The 21,017-nt window shown below is 60.6% G+C and carries 23 protein-coding genes and 1 pseudogene; 13 read left to right on the top strand and 11 right to left on the bottom strand.

What is annotated here, in order from left to right; translation table 11 throughout:
• The first annotated feature begins 66 nt into the window (after positions 1-66).
• From PCOSP_RS22485 to rluB, 5 genes are all read left to right on the top strand, one after another.
• On the top strand, positions 67-930 hold the full coding sequence (locus PCOSP_RS22485) for a PHP domain-containing protein (RefSeq protein WP_139647798.1): 864 nt from the start codon (positions 67-69) through the stop codon (positions 928-930).
• 13 nt (positions 931-943) lie between these two features.
• Positions 944-1,573, top strand: coding sequence for an L-threonylcarbamoyladenylate synthase (locus PCOSP_RS22480; protein ID WP_024779546.1), 630 nt, complete (start codon positions 944-946; stop codon positions 1,571-1,573).
• A 132-nt stretch (positions 1,574-1,705) separates the two neighbouring features.
• On the top strand, positions 1,706-2,404 hold the full coding sequence (locus tag PCOSP_RS22475; RefSeq protein ID WP_173668659.1) for a segregation and condensation protein A: 699 nt from the start codon (positions 1,706-1,708) through the stop codon (positions 2,402-2,404).
• A gap of 11 nt (positions 2,405-2,415) precedes the next feature.
• Positions 2,416-3,354, top strand: a complete 939-nt coding sequence (scpB, locus tag PCOSP_RS22470; RefSeq protein WP_139647800.1) for an SMC-Scp complex subunit ScpB — start codon at positions 2,416-2,418, stop codon at positions 3,352-3,354.
• Between the two features lie 278 nt (positions 3,355-3,632).
• On the top strand, positions 3,633-4,850 hold the full coding sequence (gene rluB, locus PCOSP_RS22465; RefSeq protein WP_139647804.1) for a 23S rRNA pseudouridine(2605) synthase RluB: 1,218 nt from the start codon (positions 3,633-3,635) through the stop codon (positions 4,848-4,850).
• 221 nt (positions 4,851-5,071) lie between these two features.
• On the opposite strand, the gene PCOSP_RS22460 is transcribed toward rluB, so the two are convergent.
• Complete coding sequence (locus tag PCOSP_RS22460) at positions 5,072-6,037, bottom strand: M29 family metallopeptidase (RefSeq protein WP_175363315.1); 966 nt, start codon at positions 6,035-6,037, stop codon at positions 5,072-5,074.
• A 90-nt stretch (positions 6,038-6,127) separates the two neighbouring features.
• Positions 6,128-6,265, bottom strand: coding sequence for a hypothetical protein (locus PCOSP_RS22455; protein ID WP_003178782.1), 138 nt, complete (start codon positions 6,263-6,265; stop codon positions 6,128-6,130).
• A gap of 634 nt (positions 6,266-6,899) precedes the next feature.
• Between PCOSP_RS22455 and PCOSP_RS22450 the strand changes: the two genes are divergently transcribed.
• On the top strand, positions 6,900-8,309 hold the full coding sequence (locus tag PCOSP_RS22450) for an amino acid permease (protein WP_464709544.1): 1,410 nt from the start codon (positions 6,900-6,902) through the stop codon (positions 8,307-8,309).
• Between the two features lie 212 nt (positions 8,310-8,521).
• Positions 8,522-8,935, top strand: coding sequence for an alternative ribosome rescue aminoacyl-tRNA hydrolase ArfB (arfB, locus tag PCOSP_RS22445; RefSeq protein ID WP_024779552.1), 414 nt, complete (start codon positions 8,522-8,524; stop codon positions 8,933-8,935).
• 46 nt (positions 8,936-8,981) lie between these two features.
• Here the strand turns inward: arfB and PCOSP_RS22440 are convergent, their stop codons facing one another.
• The 3 genes from PCOSP_RS22440 to PCOSP_RS22430 form a co-directional block, all read right to left on the bottom strand.
• A complete protein-coding gene (locus tag PCOSP_RS22440) occupies positions 8,982-10,181 on the bottom strand; it encodes an MFS transporter (protein ID WP_464709542.1) in 1,200 nt (399 codons plus the stop codon).
• Positions 10,182-10,274: 93 nt separating this feature from the next.
• Entirely contained in the window at positions 10,275-10,469 is a 195-nt protein-coding gene (locus PCOSP_RS22435) for a hypothetical protein (RefSeq protein ID WP_175384711.1), read from the bottom strand.
• A 216-nt stretch (positions 10,470-10,685) separates the two neighbouring features.
• Entirely contained in the window at positions 10,686-10,829 is a 144-nt protein-coding gene (locus PCOSP_RS22430) for a hypothetical protein (RefSeq protein ID WP_162843596.1), read from the bottom strand.
• Between the two features lie 226 nt (positions 10,830-11,055).
• Between PCOSP_RS22430 and PCOSP_RS22425 the strand changes: the two are divergent.
• Positions 11,056-11,913 (top strand): annotated as a pseudogene (locus PCOSP_RS22425) (hypothetical protein); the annotation flags it as partial.
• A 117-nt stretch (positions 11,914-12,030) separates the two neighbouring features.
• Positions 12,031-12,798 (top strand): methyl-accepting chemotaxis protein, encoded by a 768-nt coding sequence (locus PCOSP_RS22420; RefSeq protein WP_434007043.1) that lies wholly within the window; start codon positions 12,031-12,033, stop codon positions 12,796-12,798.
• Between the two features lie 38 nt (positions 12,799-12,836).
• Here PCOSP_RS22420 and PCOSP_RS22415 read toward each other — a convergent pair whose 3' ends face one another.
• From PCOSP_RS22415 to PCOSP_RS22405, 3 genes are all read right to left on the bottom strand, one after another.
• Entirely contained in the window at positions 12,837-13,859 is a 1,023-nt protein-coding gene (locus PCOSP_RS22415; RefSeq protein WP_139647814.1) for a transporter, read from the bottom strand.
• A gap of 171 nt (positions 13,860-14,030) precedes the next feature.
• Entirely contained in the window at positions 14,031-14,336 is a 306-nt protein-coding gene (locus PCOSP_RS22410; RefSeq protein ID WP_053148111.1) for a PepSY domain-containing protein, read from the bottom strand.
• A gap of 225 nt (positions 14,337-14,561) precedes the next feature.
• Entirely contained in the window at positions 14,562-15,689 is a 1,128-nt protein-coding gene (locus tag PCOSP_RS22405; RefSeq protein ID WP_139647815.1) for a glycerophosphodiester phosphodiesterase, read from the bottom strand.
• Positions 15,690-15,930: 241 nt separating this feature from the next.
• On the opposite strand from PCOSP_RS22405, the gene PCOSP_RS22400 reads away from it, so the two are divergent.
• Positions 15,931-16,257, top strand: coding sequence for a DUF2025 family protein (locus PCOSP_RS22400; RefSeq protein WP_175384713.1), 327 nt, complete (start codon positions 15,931-15,933; stop codon positions 16,255-16,257).
• A gap of 262 nt (positions 16,258-16,519) precedes the next feature.
• Here the strand turns inward: PCOSP_RS22400 and PCOSP_RS22395 are convergent, their stop codons facing one another.
• Together PCOSP_RS22395 and PCOSP_RS22390 are read right to left on the bottom strand one after the other, a co-directional pair.
• Positions 16,520-16,834, bottom strand: a complete 315-nt coding sequence (locus PCOSP_RS22395) for an antibiotic biosynthesis monooxygenase family protein (protein ID WP_464709540.1) — start codon at positions 16,832-16,834, stop codon at positions 16,520-16,522.
• Entirely contained in the window at positions 16,831-17,541 is a 711-nt protein-coding gene (locus tag PCOSP_RS22390; RefSeq protein WP_139647819.1) for a CTP synthase C-terminal region-related (seleno)protein, read from the bottom strand. Before PCOSP_RS22390 ends, PCOSP_RS22395 begins: the two co-directional genes overlap by 4 nt.
• Positions 17,542-17,555: 14 nt before the next feature.
• Between PCOSP_RS22390 and PCOSP_RS22385 the strand changes: the two genes are divergently transcribed.
• Together PCOSP_RS22385 and PCOSP_RS22380 are read left to right on the top strand one after the other, a co-directional pair.
• Positions 17,556-18,503 carry a LysR family transcriptional regulator gene (locus PCOSP_RS22385; protein WP_464709539.1) on the top strand — a complete coding sequence of 316 codons (948 nt, stop codon included), beginning with the start codon at positions 17,556-17,558 and terminating at the stop codon, positions 18,501-18,503.
• A gap of 86 nt (positions 18,504-18,589) precedes the next feature.
• The gene (locus tag PCOSP_RS22380; RefSeq protein WP_139647821.1) at positions 18,590-19,123 is read left to right on the top strand and encodes a DUF1003 domain-containing protein; all 534 of its coding nucleotides are present in this window, start codon (positions 18,590-18,592) and stop codon (positions 19,121-19,123) included.
• Between the two features lie 28 nt (positions 19,124-19,151).
• On the opposite strand, the gene PCOSP_RS22375 is transcribed toward PCOSP_RS22380, so the two are convergent.
• Positions 19,152-19,760, bottom strand: coding sequence for a TetR/AcrR family transcriptional regulator (locus PCOSP_RS22375; protein ID WP_139647822.1), 609 nt, complete (start codon positions 19,758-19,760; stop codon positions 19,152-19,154).
• A 186-nt stretch (positions 19,761-19,946) separates the two neighbouring features.
• Between PCOSP_RS22375 and PCOSP_RS22370 the strand changes: the two genes are divergently transcribed.
• Positions 19,947-21,005, top strand: coding sequence for an MBL fold metallo-hydrolase (locus PCOSP_RS22370; RefSeq protein WP_175363323.1), 1,059 nt, complete (start codon positions 19,947-19,949; stop codon positions 21,003-21,005).
• The last annotated feature ends 12 nt before the right edge of the window (positions 21,006-21,017 follow it).

Raw genomic sequence — 21,017 nt, 5'->3', positions numbered from 1 at the left:
GTGACGGCATAATAACAAACATCCCAGGCCGCGATAGGGCCAGCTGATTTGAGGTAACAAACCCCCGTGAATGTTGATTTGCACTGCCATAGCACGGCCTCCGATGGCGCCCTGGCGCCTGCAATTGTGGTGGCGCGGGCGTTCGAGCACGGCGTGCGAGTCCTGGCCCTGACCGATCACGACACCCTCGAAGGCCTCGACGAGGCCCGCTGCGCGGCGACGGCGTTGGGCGTGCAACTGGTCAATGGGGTCGAGTTGTCCTGCACTTGGGGTGGGGCAACCATCCATGTGCTGGGCTACGGTTTCGATGTCGATGCGCCGCCGCTGGTCCAGGCCATCGCCGAATTGCGCGACGGTCGCTGGCTGCGTGCCGAGGAAATCAGCCGCAAGCTGGCCCTCAAGGGCATGCCCGGTGCGCTGGAGGGCGCCCGGCAGATCCAGCAGGAGCTGGGAGACAGCGGCAATGCGCCGGCCCGGCCGCACTTCGCCGACTGGATGGTGCGCGAAGGTTTCGTCAAGGACCGTGCTGAAGCGTTTCGCAAATGGCTGGGGGCCGGCAAGCTGGGGGACGTCAAGCAGCATTGGCCTACGCTGGAGCAGACGGTTGAAACCCTGCGGGCCGCCGGGGCCTGGGTCAGCCTGGCGCATCCGTGGCACTATGATTTCACCCGCAGCAAACGTCGCCGCCTGATAGCCGACTATATTCAAGCAGGGGGCCACGCCATTGAGGTGGTCAATGGCCATCAGCCGGCCGAGCAGGTCGGCAGCCTGGCGATTCTGGCCCGGGAGTTTGGCCTGCTGGTTACGGCCGGCAGTGATTTCCATGGCCCTGGAGGCTGGTCCGAGATCGGCGAGTACCGCCCGTTGCCCGAAGATCTGCCACCGCTTTGGTGTAGATTCAAACATGATCTTGTTACCGACGCCGTCTGAACAGGTAGAACACGTGAGTCAATTTTTCCAGATTCATCCGGAAAACCCGCAAGCGCGCCTGATCAAACAGGCGGTGGAAATCATTCGAGGTGGTGGTGTGGTGGTCTATCCCACCGACTCCTCCTACGCCATCGGCTGCCAGATCGGCGACAAGAATGCCGTGGAGCGGGTCAGGCGCCTGCGCCAGTTGGACGACAAGCACAACTTCGCGCTGATCTGCAGTGACCTGTCGCAACTGGGCCTGTTCGCCAAGATCGACACCGGCACCTTCCGGCTGCTCAAGGCCCATTTGCCGGGCCCCTACACCTTTATTCTCAACGCCACCCGCGAAGTGCCGCGACTGTTGCTGCACCCGAAGAAACGCACCATCGGCCTGCGGGTGCCGAGCCATCCGATTGCCCTGGCGCTGTTGGCGGAACTGGGTGAGCCACTGATGAGCGTGACGCTGATCATGCCCGGTGAAACCGATCCCCTGACCGATCCCTACGAAATGCGTCAGTTGCTCGAACATCAAGTCGACCTGATCATCGATGGTGGTTACGGCGGTATGAAGGCCTCCACCGTGATCAACCTGGCCGACGGCGAACCGCAGGTGGTGCGCGTCGGTTGCGGCGATCCGGCGCCGTTCCTGGTCGAGGCCTGAATGTCCGCCGTGGAAACCGTGGTGGACAGTGTGGACAGTCAGGCCGGCGCCCAGCAGGAGCTGCCGTTCGCCATGGTCTATGGCCAGGCGGTCACCGAAATGCCCCTGGACCTGTACATTCCGCCGGACGCCCTGGAAGTGTTCCTCGAAGCTTTCGAGGGCCCGCTCGACCTGCTGCTGTACCTGATCCGCAAGCAGAACATCAATATCCTCGACATCCCCGTGGCGGAAATCACCCGTCAGTACATGGGCTATGTCGAGCTGATGCAGTCGGTGCGCCTTGAGCTGGCGGCCGAATACCTGGTGATGGCGGCCATGCTGGCCGAGATCAAGTCACGGATGCTGTTGCCGCGTTCGGCCGAGGTCGAGGCGGAAGAGGACGATCCCCGCGCCGAACTGATCCGTCGCTTGCAGGAGTACGAGCGCTTCAAGGGTGCTGCCGAAGGCATCGATGGCTTGAGCCGGGTCGGGCGCGACGTGGTGGTGCCCAAGCTCGATGCTCCCGAGGCTCGGGCACGCAAGTTGCTGCCGGACGTGAGCCTGGAAGAGTTGCTGATGTCCATGGCTGAAGTCCTGCGCCGGGGCGACATGTTCGAAAGCCATCAGGTCAGCCGCGAAGCGCTGTCCACCCGCGAGCGCATGAGCGATGTGCTGGAACGGCTCAAGGGCGGCGGTTTTGTACCGTTCGTCGAGCTGTTCACCGCCGAGGAAGGGCGGTTGGGGGTGGTCGTCACGTTTATGGCGATCCTGGAGCTGGTCAAGGAATCCTTGGTCGAGCTGGTGCAGAATGAGCCGTTCGCAGCGATTCACGTGCGGGCACGAGCCGAATAACGAGCAAATCAATGAATCTGACTGAACCCCGCGAGCTGGCCCCCTTGCTTGAAGCTTTCCTGTTGGCCTCGGGAAAGCCGCAATCGATGGAGCGTCTGTTCGAGCTTTTCGAAGAAGGCGAGCGGCCGGAGCCGGCCGTGTTCAAGAAAGCCCTGACCCTATTGGGTAAGTCCTGCGAGGGGCGGGCTTTCGAACTCAAGGAAGTGGCTTCCGGTTATCGCCTGCAGATCCGCGAGAAATTCGCGCCCTGGGTCGGGCGTCTGTGGGAAGAGCGGCCCCAGCGTTACTCCCGCGCCATGCTCGAAACCATGGCCTTGATTGCCTACCGCCAACCGATCACCCGTGGCGAGATCGAGGACGTGCGGGGCGTGGCGGTGAACAGCCACATCGTCAAGACGTTGCTGGAGCGCGAGTGGATCCGAGTCGTCGGCTACCGCGACGTGCCGGGTAAACCGGCGATGTTCGCCACCACCAAGGCTTTCCTCGATCATTTCAACTTGAAAAACCTCGATGACCTGCCGCCGCTGGCCGAACTGCGGGAGTTGGAGCCCGAGCCGATGCTCGAGTTCGACGACGCCCCGGTGCCCCAGGGGTTGCAAGACCTGGCCGACGCCAGTGCCGAACCGGAGGAGCCCAAGGAAGAAACCAGCTTTCATTCGTTGCTGCTGGAACTGGACACCATGGAGGAGGGGCTCAAGACCGATTTCGACGACTTGCTGCGTGACGGTCCGGAACCTGAAGGCGAGGCGCCTGATCATGCAGTTGAACCCGCGGCCGAGGCTGAACCCGAAGAGGACATTCTCGGGGTTGCCGAAGCCCGGGAAAAACTGTTGGCTGCTGTTGCTGCCCTTGAGCCGCACGTACCCGAGCCTGAGTTGAGCGACGAAGAAGCCGAAGCCCGGGCGCTGGCTGAAGCGATCGAAAACGAACGTCGCCAGTTTGAGGATTGATCCAGCTGACATCGCCCCCCATGTGGGAGCGAGCCTGCTCGCGATTGCGGTCGTTAAGCTTGCATCAACGTTGGACATGCAGCCGCCAGCGCGAGCAGGCTCGCTCCCACAGGAGAATGCAGGGACGGTAGACCACCGATCGGCGGAAAAACCACTGAGCACCCATCGATCAACTAGTCTCTGATGCGCAAACCCCTCAACGGGCGTATGATTCGCGACCCTTTGGCGAACCCTTCGCCAAACGACCCTTTTCAAGACCACACCGGGAGGTGCCCAGCATGAAAGACCAAGACCAGAACGACAGCCACGAAATCGGCCCCGCAGGCGAGAAACTGCAGAAAGTCCTCGCCCGTATCGGCGTCGGCTCGCGCCGTGACGTGGAAGCCTGGATCACTCAGGGCCGGATCAAGGTCAACGGCAAAGATGCCACCTTGGGCCTGCGCGTCGACATGCACGACGCCATCACCATCGATGGCAAGGTGATCAAGCGCGAAGAGGCCGCCGAAACGGTGCGCCGCGTGATCATGTACAACAAGCCCGATGGCGAGATCTGCACCCGTGACGACCCGGAAGGCCGTCCGACCGTGTTCGACAAGATGCCGCGTCCGAAAGAAGGTCGCTGGATCAACATCGGTCGCCTGGACATCAACACCACCGGTCTGCTGATGTTCACCACCGACGGTGAACTGGCCAACCGCCTGATGCACCCGTCCTACGAGATGGACCGTGAGTACGCCGTGCGTGTACGCGGTGAAGTCGACGACGAGATGATCGAGCGCCTGAAGGCCGGCGTCGTACTGGAAGACGGCCCGGCGCGTTTCACCGACATCAAGCAGGCGCCGGGTGGTGAAGGTTTCAACCACTGGTACCACTGCGTGGTGATGGAAGGCCGTAACCGTGAAGTGCGTCGTCTGTGGGAATCCCAGGGGTTGGTGGTCAGCCGTCTGAAGCGCGTGCGTTTCGGCCCGGTGTTCCTCAACTCCGACCTGCCGATGGGCCGCTGGCGCGAAATGAGCCAGCAGGAAGTCGACATCCTGTCGGCCGAGGTGGGCCTTGCGCCTGTGGCAATGCCGCAGATGACCGCCAAGAGCAAGGACAAGCTGGAGCGGATGCAGCGTAAATCCTCGCGTCCGATGGGCAAGACCGAGCGCGTGCGGACTTTGCGTCCAGCGGCTGAGGGCGCGGCGCCTGGTCCACGAGCTCCCCGCCAGCCGCAGATCGAAGGCGAACGTCCGGCCCGCAAGCCGGGCCCACGTCAGGATGGCGAACGCGGCCCACGCACGCCACGCCCGGCCAACGGCCGGACTGAGCGTGGCGACGGTCGCGGTACGCCGGTGGCTGAACGTCCGGCCGACGTCAAGCGTCCGGCCAAGCCGACCTCGAAGAAACGCCCGGCCATTACCTTGGTGGATCGCGATGCGCCGTCGGGCAAGCGTCGTGGTGCACCGGCGGGCTCGGGGCAGCGTCCGGGGTTTGGTCGTCGTAAGCCGGAATGAGGCCGCTTTGAGTTTCTAGCGGCAAGCGGCAAGAAAAAACGCCAACCCTAGGGTTGGCGTTTTTTTTGGTCTGGCTTTAGTGATGGGGTGTAGCTGAGACCGCCATCGCGAGCAGGCTCGCTCCCACAGGGGAATGGTGACGAGCACAAGTTTTCCATTCAGTTGTGGGAGCGAGCCTGCTCGCGAAGAGGCCGGCATCACCAACCACAATCCCCAGCGGACTAAAGCACAAACCGCCCATCAAACATCGGCTCATTATCCAGCGCCAGCACACCGCTCTCGAAAATCAGATCCAGGTGATGACTGCCCTTGGCGCCGCCACCCAGTCCCAGGTGCAGGCCGCAATGGCGCTCCTCGAACCCGGCGTTTCGCGCATACAGGCTCTTGACCCCTTCGTTGGTGCCAATCCCCAACTCCTCGATGCGCCGGTTGGATGGGTTGGCGTCCAGGTATCGGTTGAAGTCATGTTCCAGGCCCGGCACTTCGGTGGCGATTTTCTGGATGGTGGAGTCTTCGATCCACAGTTCCAGCGGCGACTGCAGCACGCCATATTTGCGGGCGAACGGGATGGTGCTCAGGAATGTGCCGACGAAACTCACCCGACCATTGATGGTGTCGCTGTGGGTCGCGATTTCGCCGGGGGCCAGGTCGTAGTTGCCGAGGCCGTTGATGTCGGTCCATTTCTTGACGCTGTCCAGGGACGTGTCGAAGTACGAGCCGTGCTGGTCCTGGAAGCTCAATGTGCTGGCTTGGGACATGCGCTGGATGAGATGGCTGTTGAGCCCGGCGATACGTTGCGGGATGACGCTGAAGGTATCGTAGAAATAATCGCCGTAGTCCTTGAACAGCAGCGATTTCTTCCAGTTGTCCGCCATCACGCCTTGCAGGGCGCGGACAAAGTCCGGGCCGTCAGGCCGTGGATTAGGCAGGGTGGAAGAGTCGTAGAAGAAAATATACAGATCGCTGTCGGCGATGGCCTTGGACAAGCGCTCGGTGGGTTCAAGGTCCAGGCGCATGGCGCTGAACCGGAAGGGCGAGCCGCTGCCTGCCTGTTCGGCGATGGCGCCGGTCAGTGCTTCGTAGTCGGCGGTATGGCCGAGCAGTACCTTGGCGGGCTGGATACCGGCCAGGGCAGGGTGGTGTTCGAGGTAGTAAAGGAAATGAGAGATGGCTCGTTGTGTGTCCATACTTGTTTTCTTCCCTGATCGATTAGCGTCCCGGACAACCTGCTAAAAGTGGCGGAGCCGACCGGCCGGATCAACTCCGCCGGGTTGCGCTTACAGAGGCCACATCGCCGTGCCGAATGGAACGACGGCATCGGCTTGCATCATTTCTACGGCGGCTTCATGGGTTGGCGCTTCAAACCATTCGTCCAGTTGCAGTTCGGTTTCCAAGTCTTTGTCCAGTGCTTGCATAGTGAATCTCCTAGATGACTTTTACGGAAAGTTGCGGGCAATCCGGTGAGTGAAAGCTGACCGTAGATAGCACCGCAGAGGCTTGCCGGCACGATGCCTGGGCAAGTCGCTAAAACCTAGTCGACGGGTTTTTGGAATGCAAAAAATAATTTTATTTTTTTGATATGAACTTTTTGTTCTATTTTTAGCGGATTTTTTTACCTATTTAAAACAGCCACCTGCAAGGTTTATTGAATAGGAAGCTTCCTACCGTCAATTTGCAGACGGCTTACAGAAAATTCCTACATGGAAAAAATTCGTTACGCATCGTAAAGAAAAGCTGACGAAAAGGAGGCGGGCGCCCGGTTAGAAATTCTCCTTCATGTGAATGTAAGAAAAACCTTCCAGCCGGCCTTCCACGCGTTGTGTCAGAGGGTGTTGGCCGGCTTGTTTCCAATCGATGAGGAGGGTCAGATGCGCCTCATACCTTGTCAGGGTGTCTGGCAGCCAAGGGTCGGCGGTGTACAATGCGCCGCGTTTTACTGTGACCCTTCGCGTACCCACGCACCTTCAAGGTTATCCGCCTTGCTCATTCCGCCACGTCACAAGCGTGTCGGGTTCGATTTCGTCACAGATAAAAACAAACAGGTGACGCATGACCGGTGTAAATACAGGCGAGCTGAAACGCGGCCTGAAAAATCGACATATTCAATTGATCGCCCTCGGCGGCGCGATCGGTACCGGCCTTTTCCTGGGCTCGGCAGGGGTGCTGAAATCAGCCGGCCCGTCGATGATCCTGGGCTACGCCATCTGCGGTTTCATCGCCTTCATGATCATGCGCCAGTTGGGCGAAATGATCGTCGAAGAGCCGGTGGCCGGTTCTTTCAGCCATTTTGCCCACAAGTACTGGGGCGGTTTCGCCGGGTTCCTGTCGGGTTGGAATTGCTGGATTCTGTATATCCTGGTGGGCATGTCCGAGCTGACGGCGGTGGGCAAGTACATCCATTACTGGGCGCCGGACATTCCGAGCTGGGCTTCGGCGGCGGCGTTTTTCATCCTGATCAACGCCATCAACCTGGCCAACGTCAAAGTCTTCGGTGAAGCCGAGTTCTGGTTCGCGATCATCAAGGTCGTGGCGATTGTCGGCATGATTGCCTTGGGTAGCTTCCTGCTGGTCAGTGGTCACGGCGGCCCGCAAGCGTCGTTGACCAACCTGTGGTCCCATGGCGGGTTCTTCCCCAATGGCGTGAGCGGCCTGGTGATGGCGATGGCGATCATCATGTTCTCCTTTGGTGGTCTGGAAATGCTCGGCTTCACCGCCGCCGAGGCCGACAAGCCGAAAACCGTGATCCCCAAGGCCATCAACCAGGTGATCTACCGGATCCTGATTTTCTACATCGGTGCCTTGGTGGTGCTGTTGTCCCTGACTCCTTGGGACAGCCTGCTGGCCACCCTCAATGCCTCCGGCGATGCCTACAGCGGCAGTCCGTTCGTGCAGGTGTTCTCGATGCTGGGTAGCAACACGGCGGCGCACATCCTCAACTTCGTGGTGCTGACCGCCGCGCTGTCGGTGTACAACAGCGGTACCTACTGCAACAGCCGCATGCTGCTGGGCATGGCCGAGCAGGGCGATGCGCCCAAGGCCCTGGCCCGGATCGACAAGCGTGGCGTGCCGGTGCGTTCGATCCTCGCTTCGGCGGCGGTGACGCTGGTGGCGGTCTTGCTGAACTACCTGATCCCGCAACATGCGCTGGAGCTGTTGATGTCGCTGGTGGTCGCGACCCTGGTGATCAACTGGGCGATGATCAGCTACTCGCATTTCAAGTTCCGCCAGCACATGAACCAGACGCGCCAGGTGCCGCTGTTCAAGGCGTTGTGGTACCCCTATGGCAACTACATCTGCCTGGCGTTCGTGGTGTTCATCCTGGGCGTGATGTTGATGATTCCCGGCATCCAGGTTTCGGTTTACGCGATTCCGGTGTGGCTGGTGTTCATGTGGGTGTGCTACGTGATCAAGAACAAGCGTAGTGCCCAGCATGAGTTGGCCGTGGCGGCTGCCAAGTAAGCATCCTTGAAATACCCCAAACCCGGCCGAGTGCCGGGTTTGTTTTTTCTGATTCACCCTCTGTGGGAGCGAGCCTGCTCGCGATGGCGTCGGGTCATAAGCGTCAATGGTGGCTGGCACACCGCAATCGCGAGCAGGCTCGCTCCCACAGGGATTGAGCGTTGTCCCTGGGATTCGGAGTATTCTGTGGGGCCTGATACCGGACACTTTTCATGCTGGCGATTTCCAACAACGTGCACATCCCCGATGCCGAGATCGAGCTGACGGCCATCCGCGCCCAGGGTGCCGGGGGGCAGAATGTCAACAAGGTGTCCAGCGCCGTGCACCTGCGCTTCGACATCCCGGCTTCGTCATTGCCCGAGTTCTATAAGGAGCGGTTGCTGGCCCTGCGTGACAGCCGCATCACCAGCGACGGCGTGTTGATCATCAAGGCCCAGCAGTATCGGACACAGGAACAGAACCGGGCCGATGCATTGGAGCGCCTGGTCGAACTGATCCTCAGTGCCACCAAGGTTGAGAAGAAGCGCCGCCCGACCAAACCGACCCTGGGGTCGAAGACGCGTCGCCTGGAATCCAAGAGCAAGCGTGGCTCGATCAAGGCCGGGCGGGGCAAAGTAGACTTCTAGTGGCCTGTGTGGCTAATTCGCGTACTCGAATTAACCGTACAGGCCACTAGCTTCTGCTCCTTTCCTCGCGATACCTCGGCGCCTGCCGGTACAGGTAGATGCTCAACCCCAAGCCGCCGATCGCTGCCAAGGCCGCGAACAGGAAGATCGAGGCAAAGCCAAACCCTGCCGCAATCGCACCGGCCAACGGTCCGGTGATCCCCAGCGACAAATCAATGAACAGCGAATAGGCGCCCACCGCCGCCCCACGGCTGGAAGCCGGCACCAGGTTGACGGCCTCGACACCCAGTGCCGGGAATACCAGCGAAAAACCGAAGCCGCTCAACGCTGCGCCCGCCAATGCCCACTGCGCATCCGGTGCCAGCCATAAGAGCAACAAGCCAAGGGTTTCCACCGACAGGCAGGCAATCGCGACCCGAAAGCCCCCCAGGCGATTGATCAGATTGCCGAACAGCAAGCGCGCGCCGATGAAGCAGGCACCGAACAGGCTCAGGCACAGCACCGCGTTGTCCCAATGCCGGGTCGCGTAGTACAGGGTAATGAAGGTGGCGATGGTGCCGAAACCGATAGAGCCCAGAGCCAGGCCGCAGCCATGGGGCAGGACGCGCCCCAGCACATGCATGAATGGCAGGCGTTCGCCGACAACGATGGGGGCGGCGGTTTTTGGCCAGGCCAGCGCGACCCCCAGCACGGCCAGCAGGATGATGCTGACGCCCATGCTCCATAGTCCCAGGGACTTGACCAGCCATACCCCCAGCGGCGCGCCAATCGCCAGCGCGCCGTAACTGGCAATGCCGTTCCAGGAAATCACCTTGGCCGTATTCGCTGCGCCGACCCGGCCAATGCCCCAGCCAATCGAACCCGAACCCACCAGGCTTTCAGCGCTGCCCAGCACCAGGCGACCGATCAACAGGCTGATCAGGCTCAGGGTCGGCAGCTCATGGGTCCAGGCGGACGCCAGCATGAACACGCCGCTCAACCCACATCCGGCGAGGCCGAAGATGACGGCGCGCTTGCTGCCCAGGTTGTCGATGATCTTGCCTGCGTAAGGGCGGCTGAGGAGGGTGGCCAGGTACTGGACGCTGATCACCAGCCCGGCGATCACCGCGCCAAAACCCAATTCGCTGTGGACGAACCCGGGCAGCACGGCCAGGGGGATGCCGATATTCAGGTAGCCGATGAAGGTGAAGAGGACGATGGAAACGACTTGCAGCGTGACCGCCAGGGGGCGCTGGGAATCTGACATGGGAAAAGGTCCACGGAGCAGCAGGATAGATAGGCTGCTTATGATAACGGCGCGCGCGGGGATGAGGCGTGGGAAAGTAAAACTATTTGCCGGTCAGCCGTCGTTTTGCCCAGCGACCAGGTGTGTGGTGACCAGCGCGGCGAGGGCATTTTCCTCGGTGCCGAAACGGGCGAGCAGCGCGGCTTGTTTCTCGGGTGAAAGGCGCATCCAGATCTCGACCATTTTTTCAGTGGTGCCGATCAGCACACTGGCCTGGGCTTCGCTGAAGTTGGAGGTGTCATCGGTCATGGTCGGGGCTCGGGATTCAGGCAGTGTGGAAAGCGCATCTTAGGCTCTGTACGAAAAGTCTTGAGACGAAGGTCAGGCAAGGCGAAAACAGCCGAGGAAGCGCAGTGTACTGGAGTACATGAGCATTCCGAGGCTGTTTTCAACGCAGCATGAACGAGTATCAAGGCTTTTCGTCCAGAGCCTGCGCTTTCCACACGGTCTGGTGGTGCGGGTGGATCAGTCTTCGCTGTCGGCCTGGCGGCGTTCAGTGGCTTCTTTGGGCTCGGGCTGCCGGGCGTCTGGTTGCCCTCCGGCCTGTAGCGTGGTCGTCTGCTCAGTGTCGTGCAGGCTTGGGAAGGGGAGATTAGGAATCTCGTGCATATCGCGCTCCTCGCAAAGTCTGTTGGTAGATCTGGTAGATCCTCGCTTTTGTAAAGCCCGGGCAGGATACCGCAGGAGAGATGACAAAAAGACTTTTAAATCCCGTTGCACCGACAAATGGGATTGTCTGGACAGGTCAAGGCAAGCTCATCGATGGCCCTGCGAAAGCTGTCGATAATCGGATAAACGGCGCTCGCGAAGGCTCAAGAACGGGGCCAGCAGGCCGATGCGAAAGACAGTATTCCCGCATGCATGCCGTGACGCCGGTTGCTTGAGACATGGACGGTCTAGACGTACTGGGCCGTGGGCCCGGCTTTATCATTCCCGGAGATTTACTTCCATGTTCCTGCAAAAATCCCTGAGAGCCCAGATCCTGGCTTTGCTAGGTGGCAGCCTGTTGGCGATGCTGCTGATCGCCCTGGCCTCCTTTCATTTCCTTTCCAATGGCCTGCAGGACTATCGGCGCCTGATCGATGGGCCTTTGCATGCCTCGCAGTTGATCGACGAAGCCAACCTGCAATTCAAGGTGCAGGTCCAGGAGTGGAAAAACGTCCTGCTTCGCGGCAAGCAACCGGCGGATCTGGAGAAATACTGGAAGCAGTTCGAGGAGCGCCAGCGTGAAGTCCAGGGCATCCTGGGTACATTGATCGCGCGTGAAGAGGGTGTCCCCGCGAACATCAGGACGCGTATCGAGCAACTGCGCAACGAACATCTTCAACTGGGGGCGGCCTACCAGAAAGGACGTGATGCATTCGTGGCGGCAGGCGGCGATGCCTCGGTGGGCGATGCGGCGGTCAAGGGTGTGGACCGCGCGGCCAGCGACCAGATGAGCGAGCTGGTGGTGGAGTTGCACAAGTTGGGCAACGAGCAATCGGTGCTGATCAGTGCCGGTGCCGATCGTACGATTCTGTTGGGCATCGCGGTCATGCTGGTTTCTGGCCTGTTGATTGGGTTGCTCAGCCTTTGGCTGGTCAACCGCAATCTGGTGCAGCCGATCCGCAGCCTGATCGAATACGTTACCCAGCTGAGTCGCGGGCGTTTCGCCGATCGGGTGGTGAGCAACCGCCGGGACGAGTTGGGTGACCTGGCCCTCGCGGCCAATACCCTGCGTGACTTTCTGGCCGAGACTTTCACTCGCCTGCAACGCAGTGCCACGGAACTGGACAGCGCCAGCGGTGAACTCAATGCCATCGCCAGCCTGATGAGCCAGGGCACCCACGAGCAGTTCGAACGGACCGATCAAGTGGCGACGGCGATGAACGAAATGTCCGCCACGGCCCAGGAAGTCGCTCGCCATGCCGCCGATGCGGCGCGGGCGGCCGACGATGCCGACCAGTCGGCACAACAGGGTGAGAAGGTCATGCAGGGAACCATCCACACCATCACCCGGATGCGGGGGGAAATCGCTAACACGGCCACGGTGATTCGCCGTCTGGAAGCCGACAGCGGACGCATCGGCAAGGTGCTGGAAGTCATCCGCGGAATCGCCGAGCAGACCAACCTGTTGGCCCTCAACGCTGCCATTGAAGCGGCTCGTGCCGGTGAGGCCGGACGCGGTTTCGCAGTGGTTGCCGATGAAGTGCGCAGCCTGGCCCAGCGCACGGCCTCGTCCATCATCGAGATCAACCAGATCATCCAGACGGTGCAAACCGGTGCAGTGGACGCGGCTCAGGCCATCGAGAGCGGACAGTCGCGCAGCGAAGAGAGCGTGGAGCAGGTGACCCAGGCCGGCGCGATGCTCGAACGCATCACCCAGGCAGTCGAGGCGATCCGGGACATGAACCGCCAGATCGCGACGGCGGCGGAAGAACAGACGTCGGTGGCTGAAGACATTTCGCGCAATCTGACTGAAATCACCTGTATCGCCAGCACCAATCAGGACAACGTGCAACGCACCGAAGCGGCCAGCGGGAACTTGCACAGCCTGTCGGGACAGTTGAATGAAGTGACGGCGCGGCTGAGTGCCTGATGCATCGTGGCGAGGGCGCTTGCTCCCTCGCCACAGGCTCAATAATCGCGTCGCTTGCGAAATGCCCAGCGGCCGGCGATCAGGGTGAAGGTCGCCACCAGGGCCACGAGGATCCAGAAACCCTCGGGATCAGTGGCCAATGGTACGCCGCCGACGTTCATGCCAAAGAAACCGGCAATGATGTTGATGGGCAAGGCCAGTACCGTGACCACCGTCAGGGTGAACAAGGTGCGGTTGGTCTGTTCGTTGAGGTTGGCGGCGATTTCTTCCTGCAACAGCTTGATCCGTTCGCCCAGCGCGGTCAGGTCGTTGATGATCAGGGCGAATTCCTCGGTGGACTTGCGCAACTCCTTGACGTCCTCTTTTTGCAGCCATTGCGGCGGGCGGTTGAGCAGACGCAGTAATGAGCCCGGCTCCAGCGCCAACAGGCGTTGCAGGCGCACCAGCACCCGACGTTGGGCGCCGAGCTCGGCGCGATTGGTAGACAGTCGCGAAGAGAGCAACTGATCCTCGATCTGGTCGACGCTGAGGCTGGTCTTGCGCACGATCTGGGTCAGCACTTCCCCTTGGTCGCGCAGCAGATGGACGAGCAATTCCAATGGGGAGCGAAAGCACTCGCCGGCCTTGACCGATGAGCGCAGCTTGTCGACCGAGTGCAGGGGTTGCAGCCGTGCGCTGACAATCAATCGACTGTGGACGCAGACCCATAAGGTGGAGACGTCCGAAGACACCATGTTGCTCAGGTTGAACACGACGTCGTTCACCACCGCCAGCAATGCCGAGTCCACATGCTCGATGCGGGTCGAACGCGAGCCTTCGTGCAGTGCTTCGAAAAACTCCTGTGGCAAGGCCAGCTGACTTTTCATCCAGCGCTCGCAGGCGGCATGGGCCAGATTCAAGTGGAGCCAGAGAAATTCATCTTCATCTTGCGGCTGTTGCAGGCGTCGCAAGGCCTGGGCTGAATCGAGCTCCTGTCCACGCTCGCCAGGACGGAAGCGAAATCCGTAGAGCAGGCCGAACAGGTCCGGGTCGCGGTGGCTTTGGTCAATGCTGTGGTTCATGCAGTCTCGCTGGCGGGAAGTGCCTGTCGCGGCTACAGGTTCACTTGAGTGGCATCATCGCAAGCTTTCTTGATGGTTTTGTGACAGTTGTGGGTGGCCAGCGGATTTCTTCCAGGTAAAAAAAAGAGCCGCGCAACGAGAAAGTTGCGCGGCTCTTTTTTGGCCGATGAATCAAGTATCCTGCTTGTTGCTCAGGACTTTACCGGTGGTGGCGTCGAAGTCGACATCGAACTCTTTGCCGTCAGCGGTCTTCAGTTCAACTTCATACTCATAACCGTTGAAGTGATTGTCCAGGTCGGTATCGGTGATGGTCGCGCCCGGGTGCAACTTCAGGGCTTCTGCATTCATCGACTCAAGGGATTTGATTTTGCCTTCCTTGACCAACTGGGGAATCTGGTCGATCCGCACGTCGGCTTGGGCAAGGCCGGCAGTCAGGGTCAGGGCGGCGGCGGTAAACAGGGCAGTCAAAGTTTTCATAAGGTCTTTCCTTGGGTGTGTCGTTTAAGTGGGACCAGATTAACTGTGGCAACTTAATTCACCCTTAATTCGAAAAAACCTTTGCCCGGGACTGCTGAAGCAAGGTTCGTTGGGACAAGAACAGTGAACGCCTGTGGGAGCAAAGCTTGCTCGCGATGCGGGCAGTGTGGCTTCAGTACAGCCGCATTATCCTTCGTCGCGAGCAAGCATTGCTCCCACAGTTGATCAATAACCGTTCTTTTCCAGCAACTGCGTCACACTGCCAGTTTCGGGACGCTTGAAGTACTTGAGCAATTCACTGGCCCGGTTGGTGAAAATGCCATCCACGCCGGCATCCATCACTTTCTTGAAGTCCACCGGCTCATCCACAGTGTAGACATGCACCAGCAAACCCTGGTCGTGGGTGTACTGGTTCATCCATGGCTGCACCAGGTCTGCATAGCTCTGGCTGCCGCCATGGGTCAGCGCGGCGGACGGTCCGGTGCCGATGGCGCCCTGGGCCTTGGCGTACTGGACCCATTTCTCGAACTCGGCGCGGTCCTTGGGTTGCTGCTTGGCGTAGTAGGCCGCCTTGTCGGTTTCTCCGGACTCGGCAAATGTCACCTTGGACTTGGGCTCGATGTTGCCTTCGCCCACCCACAACAGCAGGACCTTTGGCACCTTCGGCATTTCTTTGTGCAGCAGTTCCAGGCTGCTCTTCTCGAAGGTCTGCAAGACCACTTTGCCCTTGCCTTGGCCTACGCCGGTAGCGCTTTTGGCCAACTTGGAACCGGCCGGACTCAGCCAGCCGCGGTCCTGCAATTTGTCCTTGAGGTCGCGTTCGATGCCGGGGAACAGTTTCGGCTCCTTGGTTTCGATGTACAGGCCCGGTTTGTGTTGCGGATTACTCTCGGCGATGTCGATGACTTCATCGAGGGTCAGGATCTTCAGCCCCGCGAACCCGGGGCGCGCGCGGTCCGGGTAGGCGGTGTTGAACCAGCTGCCGGCATCGAGGGTCTTGAGCTCGGCCATGGTGAATGCGTTGGCGCTGCTGTCCTTGCGCTCGGGGAACTTGGTCGCGACGTCCGTGGTGCGCAGCAGGCTGTCATCGTGCAGGACGAACAGCACACCGTCCTTGCTGCGTTGAAGGTCCAGCTCCAGGTAATCGGCGCCGAGGTCGCGGGCCAGCTTGTAGGACGCGGCGGTGGATTCCGGTGCATCGAACGAAGCACCACGGTGAGCGATCACCGCCGGATGGGGGATACCTTGGCGGGCGGCCAAGGCCTTGGGGTTCGGCGCCTCGGCGGCCTGTGTCTGACCGAAGCCGAGCAACAGGCTCAGCATCAACGCGCTACGGGTGAAGGTGACGGGCATGCTCGAGATCCTTTCGTCGTTGTGCAAAACCTATCTTTTAACAACTGAATGCTCTGAGCGCTATCGCCAAACCGATATAAAACCGTGGGAAACAGATTTTTCCCACGCCTTTGCGGGCAGGTTTGCAGTACCCTTGGTCGTAGCAGTTTCCCCGGCAGAGGGAAACCGGAACCAACATTTGCCTGCCCTGCGTGTAAACCATCGATCAGACGTCCCGCGGGACGCATCCATGAGGTTTACCATGCGCACCACTTCAACCTTCATCTGCCAGGCCGCCGACCAACTCAAGGGTTTTGTCGGTCTGAACCGCAAGACCGGCCAATACATCGTGCGCTTCAGCGAAGACGCCTTCGGCATGGACGTGGCCGACGACGGCATCATTCCTACCTGCGAATTCGTCTGGACGCCCGCCACGGACGGCACCATGACCCTCAAGCGCGAGCGAATCCAGTTGCTGCTGGACCAGAACGTCGACGACCGCATCAACCTCACCGAACCTCTGCGGGTATACATGGCACGCAGCGATCTGCCGGAAATCGTGGCGATGCGGCAATTGGTCGAGGGCTGACTCCTTGCCGCAAATCCTGTGGGAGCGAGCCTGCTCGCGATGGCGTCGGCACAGTCGGCATGGATGCAGGCAGGCCCACCGCTATCGCGAGCAGGCTCGCTCCCACAGGGGATGTGTGGCGGGACATGATTCGGGTGCACGACGCTGAAAAAAGTGTGGGAGCGAGCCTGCTCGCGATGGCGTCGGCACCGTCGGCATGGATGCAGGCAGGCCCACCGCTATCGCGAGCAGGCTCGCTCCCACAGGGGATTTGTGGTGGGTGTCAGGGCTGGCGTTGGAACGCGTAGTCCCGTTCGACCTTGCACACCCGTGTATGGCAATAGGCATACCAGGTAGAACGGCCACGCTCGCGGATTGCGCTGTGTTCGGGATATTGCTTCCAGGCCAGAATCGCCGCCTCGCTGCTCCAGTACGACACGGTAATACCCAGACCTTCTTCGCCCCGGGCCGATTCGATGCCGAGAAATCCTGGCTGCTCTCTCGCCAGCGCCACCATGCGCTCGGACGCTTCGGCATACCCCTGATCTCCCGCAGTACGCAGGGAGGTGAAAATCACGGCGTAATACTGACCGTTCATGGCATCTCCCTCGCACATGCCTGGACAAAGGCTTTGACCAGCGGCGGTACGCGATCTTCCAGCGCTGCGCGTTCGGGCTGGAACAGGGTTGCGACAAAGAATGGATGATCCCGCAGTTCCACGGCCCGCAGCTCGCCGGCTGAGTCCCGGGCGACGGCATGCAGGCGGTCGCTCAGCAGATCCCGCTCAAACGCCGGGTTGACCCCAAAGCGGCACCGGTAACCTTCGAACACTGTCCGGCGGCCATAGGCTTCGGCCATCAACGACTGCGCATCCAGCTGAAGGCTGTCGATGGTTTCGACCAAGGCACAACTCAGCGGCGTCAGCAGCGCCCGTTCTGCCTCGGGGGAGGTTTCGCCGTGAGCGGCATCGGTCCAGCCCATCACGTGGCGCGCGTATTCCAGCACGGCGTGCTGAAACCCACCGCAGGTGCCGAGGAACGGACGGCGCTGTTCGCGGGCAAAGCGAATGGCGTGCAAGGCGCCATGTTCGTTTCGGTAGGGGCTGCCGGGTACGCACCAAATGCCGTCGAAGTCGTCCAGAGAGGTAGCGTCGGTGATCAGATCCGTTGCCAACCATTGAAGGCCAATGTCATGGCCGGTTTGCCTACTGGCTAGCTCAAGTGCAATGGGGATAGCCCGATGGGCCGTTATCTGCGGATCGTAGTCGCCGATCAGGGCGATGTGCAAAGGACGCTGGATTTTCATGGAGGGCTCGCCGCTTGTTGATTCCTGGCCGCCACTATAGATTGGCGTTCGTGCACTCAATATTGGCGTTTAACCAAGTGATCAATGCAGCGACGCACTATCGTCTGGACTATCCCGATCTCTCCCTGATCCTGGCGTTGGTCCGTGGCGGCTCGCTGGCTCGGGCGGCGCGGTTGCTGAGCGTGGATGTGTCTACGGTGTTCCGCTCGGTGCGCCGGCTTGAGGCGGCCCTGGGCCAACCCTTGTTCGAAAAAAGCCGTGCCGGGTATTTGCCCACGAGCCTGGCCCAGACGCTGTCCGAACAGGCCGAGCGCGCCGAACAGGCTCTGGAGGCGGCACGTATCGGTGTGGAGCAGGGCGGTGAGGTGGTCACTGGCACCGTGCGTCTGACCTGTACCGATTCGGTCCTGCAAGCGTTGCTGCTGCCCGCGCTGGCGCGGTTCATGCCGGCCTATCCAGCATTGACCCTCGAATTGAGTACCTCGAACGACTTCGCCAACCTGAGTCGCCGCGATGCCGACATCGCCTTGCGCCTGACCCGTACGCCGCCGGAACATTTGGTGGGTCGGTACCTGGGCGATGTCGTCTACCGAGTCTGCGGGAGTCCGGCCTACCTGCCCGGCGCGAATCTGGATGACTTGGCGTCCCTGACCTGGATCGCGCCGGACGACTTCCTCCCCGATCACCCCACCGTGGCCTGGCGCCGACAACATCTACCCGCGGTGATGCCAGCCTATCGCTGCAACAGCATGCTCTCAGTCGCCGAGTTGGCGCGGGCCGGTTTGGGTGTCGCCGCGTTGCCGGACTTTCTGATCGGTGAAGACCAGGGCCTGATCCCCTTCGGCGAACCGCTGGAGGGATATGACACGGCGCTCTGGCTGCTGACACGTCCAGACTGCCGCGCCTTGCGTTCGGTGGTGACACTGTTCGACGAGTTGGGGCGTAGTTTGCGGCAGCGCTGATGTTTCAACAGCGGAGCGCGCTGGGTTAGATGATGGTCGTCCAGCGGTTATAGTGCCTTTAGCACCAGTCCCAGGCGGAGAACATCATGGCGACCCCTTACCAACCCACCCCCACAGCTCCCGTTGATCACTTGCGTTTTCATCGGCCTCACGCGCATCTGGGACCCACCTTCGGCAATGATCGTTTTGCGTTGCGAGCGGAGGCGTTCGCGCGTTTTTTCGGCACGCCGATGTTCCTCGGCGCACAAACCCTGATCGTGCTGATCTGGATAGGCTTGAACCTGTCGGGCGTCGTGCATTTCGACGCTTACCCGTTCATATTGCTCAATCTGGCGTTCAGTCTGCAGTCGGCCTACGCCGCCCCGCTGATCCTGCTGGCGCAAACCCGCCAGGCCGCTCGGGACAAAGCCCAGGCGGAAGCCGATGCACAACACCGTGAAGCCCTGGCCATTGCCAACACTGAGCGTCAAGCCCAGGCCGCGCACAATACGGCGCAACTACTCGAATTGTTGGAGCAGAACACCCGCCTGACGGAAATGACCAAGGCACTGACCGAGCGTATCGACAGCCTGACCACAGAAATGCACCAGAAATTTGTCAACACGCCCCCGGGGCGGTAATCCTCATACCGTGTTCGTGGCGGGGCGCTCAAGCCTGGTAACAAATCAGGAACATATCGAGAGCCGATTCGATCACCTGCACTTGTTCATCCAGGCTCAGGCTCGGTTGCCCCATGGAGATCTGTGGCCAGAATGCGAACGTCTTGATCAACCCGTGCATTTGCTGGGCAGCAAATATCGGCTCCACGGGCTTCAGTCGTCCATCGATCTGGGCTTGGCGAATCCAGGTGGTGAGGCCTTCTTCACGCTGCCCCATACGCGAAACCATGTTCTGGGCCCGCTCGGGAGAATGTATGGTCGCAGCGATGGCGATTCGTGCCAGATCGAGGAAGTTCTCGTCCGACATCAGCCGCAGCTTGGCTTGCAGTAACCGGCGCAATTGCTCACGCAAAGGCTCCAACGGGTTGTACGCCATCTCCTGCTCAGCGGTGATGCTGTTCCATAGACGATTCAGGATTTCGGCGAACAACTCTTCCTTGCTGGGAAAGTGGTTGTACACCGTACGCTTCGACACACCGGCGGTCGCCGCGATCCTGTCCATACTGGTGATCTCGAAACCGCTGCTGCGAAACTCGGCAATCGCGGCCTGGAGAATGGCCTCGCGTTTTCGTTCGGTAAGGCGTTGCGGTACGGTCATGGGCATTCGTCGGTTGAAAAGGGGGAGTTACACTCGGTAGTTTACTTGCCTCCAGGATTCATGCAATCTAGAAACTACACCGAGTGGTGTAGATTTAGTGTGAGCGGCTGAGCGTAAACCTCGCAGCCACCCATGTCCCGCAACGGCGAAGCGCACTTTCGGCGACGCCCTTGGAGTTATCGCACCATGAGCATTCCTGCTTCCTCGACCGACAGTACGGCTGCCAGCCCTGCCTCCCGACACGAACAAGGGAAGTATCGCAATCACGCCCATACCCCGCGAGAAGGGTTCGGCCAGATGCTGCGTATCATCTGGAACATGCTGCTCCACAAACCGCGCACCACCCGTCCGGCGGGCGCCATCACCGTTCAGCCGCTGACACGCGCCGAGTTGCTGGCAGCACCGAACCAGAGTGTGTTCCGTCTTGGCCATTCCACGGTTCTGCTCAAGCTGCGCGACAAATTCTGGATCACCGACCCGGTTTTCTCTGACCGTGCGTCGCCCGTGCAATGGGCCGGTCCCAAGCGTTTCCATCAACCGCCCATCAGCCTGGAGGATCTGCCACCGATCGAGGCGGTGATCCTTTCCCATGACCATTACGACCACCTCGACCACCAGGCCATCCTCAAGCTTGCCGCCAAGACCCGGCACTTCCTGACGCCCCTTGGCGTGGGTGACACCCTGGTCAAATGGGGCATCGAGGCCAGCAAGGTTCGTCAGCTGGATTGGTGGCAAGGTACCGAAGTGGACGGCATCGAGTTCATAGCCACGCCGTCGCAGCATTTTTCCGGTCGCGGTCTGTTCGATGGCAACAGCACGCTGTGGGCGTCATGGGTGATGATCGACGGCGGCACGCGGATCTTCTTCAGCGGCGACACGGGTTATTTCGACGGTTTCAAACGCATCGGCGAGCGATACGGTCCCTTTGACCTGACGCTGATGGAAACCGGCGCCTATAACGTCGATTGGCCCCATGTCCACATGCAGCCGGAGCAGACCCTCCAGGCTCATATCGACCTCAGGGGCCGTTGGCTGTTGCCGATTCACAATGGCACCTTCGACCTGGCGATGCATGCCTGGTTTGAACCCTTCGACCGCATCCTGGCCCTGGCCTGGGAGCGCAACGTGTCCATTACCACGCCGCAAATGGGCGAAGCCTTCACCCTGACCCATCCCCAACGCGGCTGTGCCTGGTGGCTGGATGTGGAGGCCTCGGCCTATGAGAGCCAGGCTGACGCGGCCTGATACCTGATGCAA

The organism is Pseudomonas sp. MAFF 730105 (assembly GCF_055380705.1).
The sequence above is the reverse complement of the archived record's forward strand: the minus strand, read 5'-3'. Positions and strand labels throughout refer to the sequence as shown.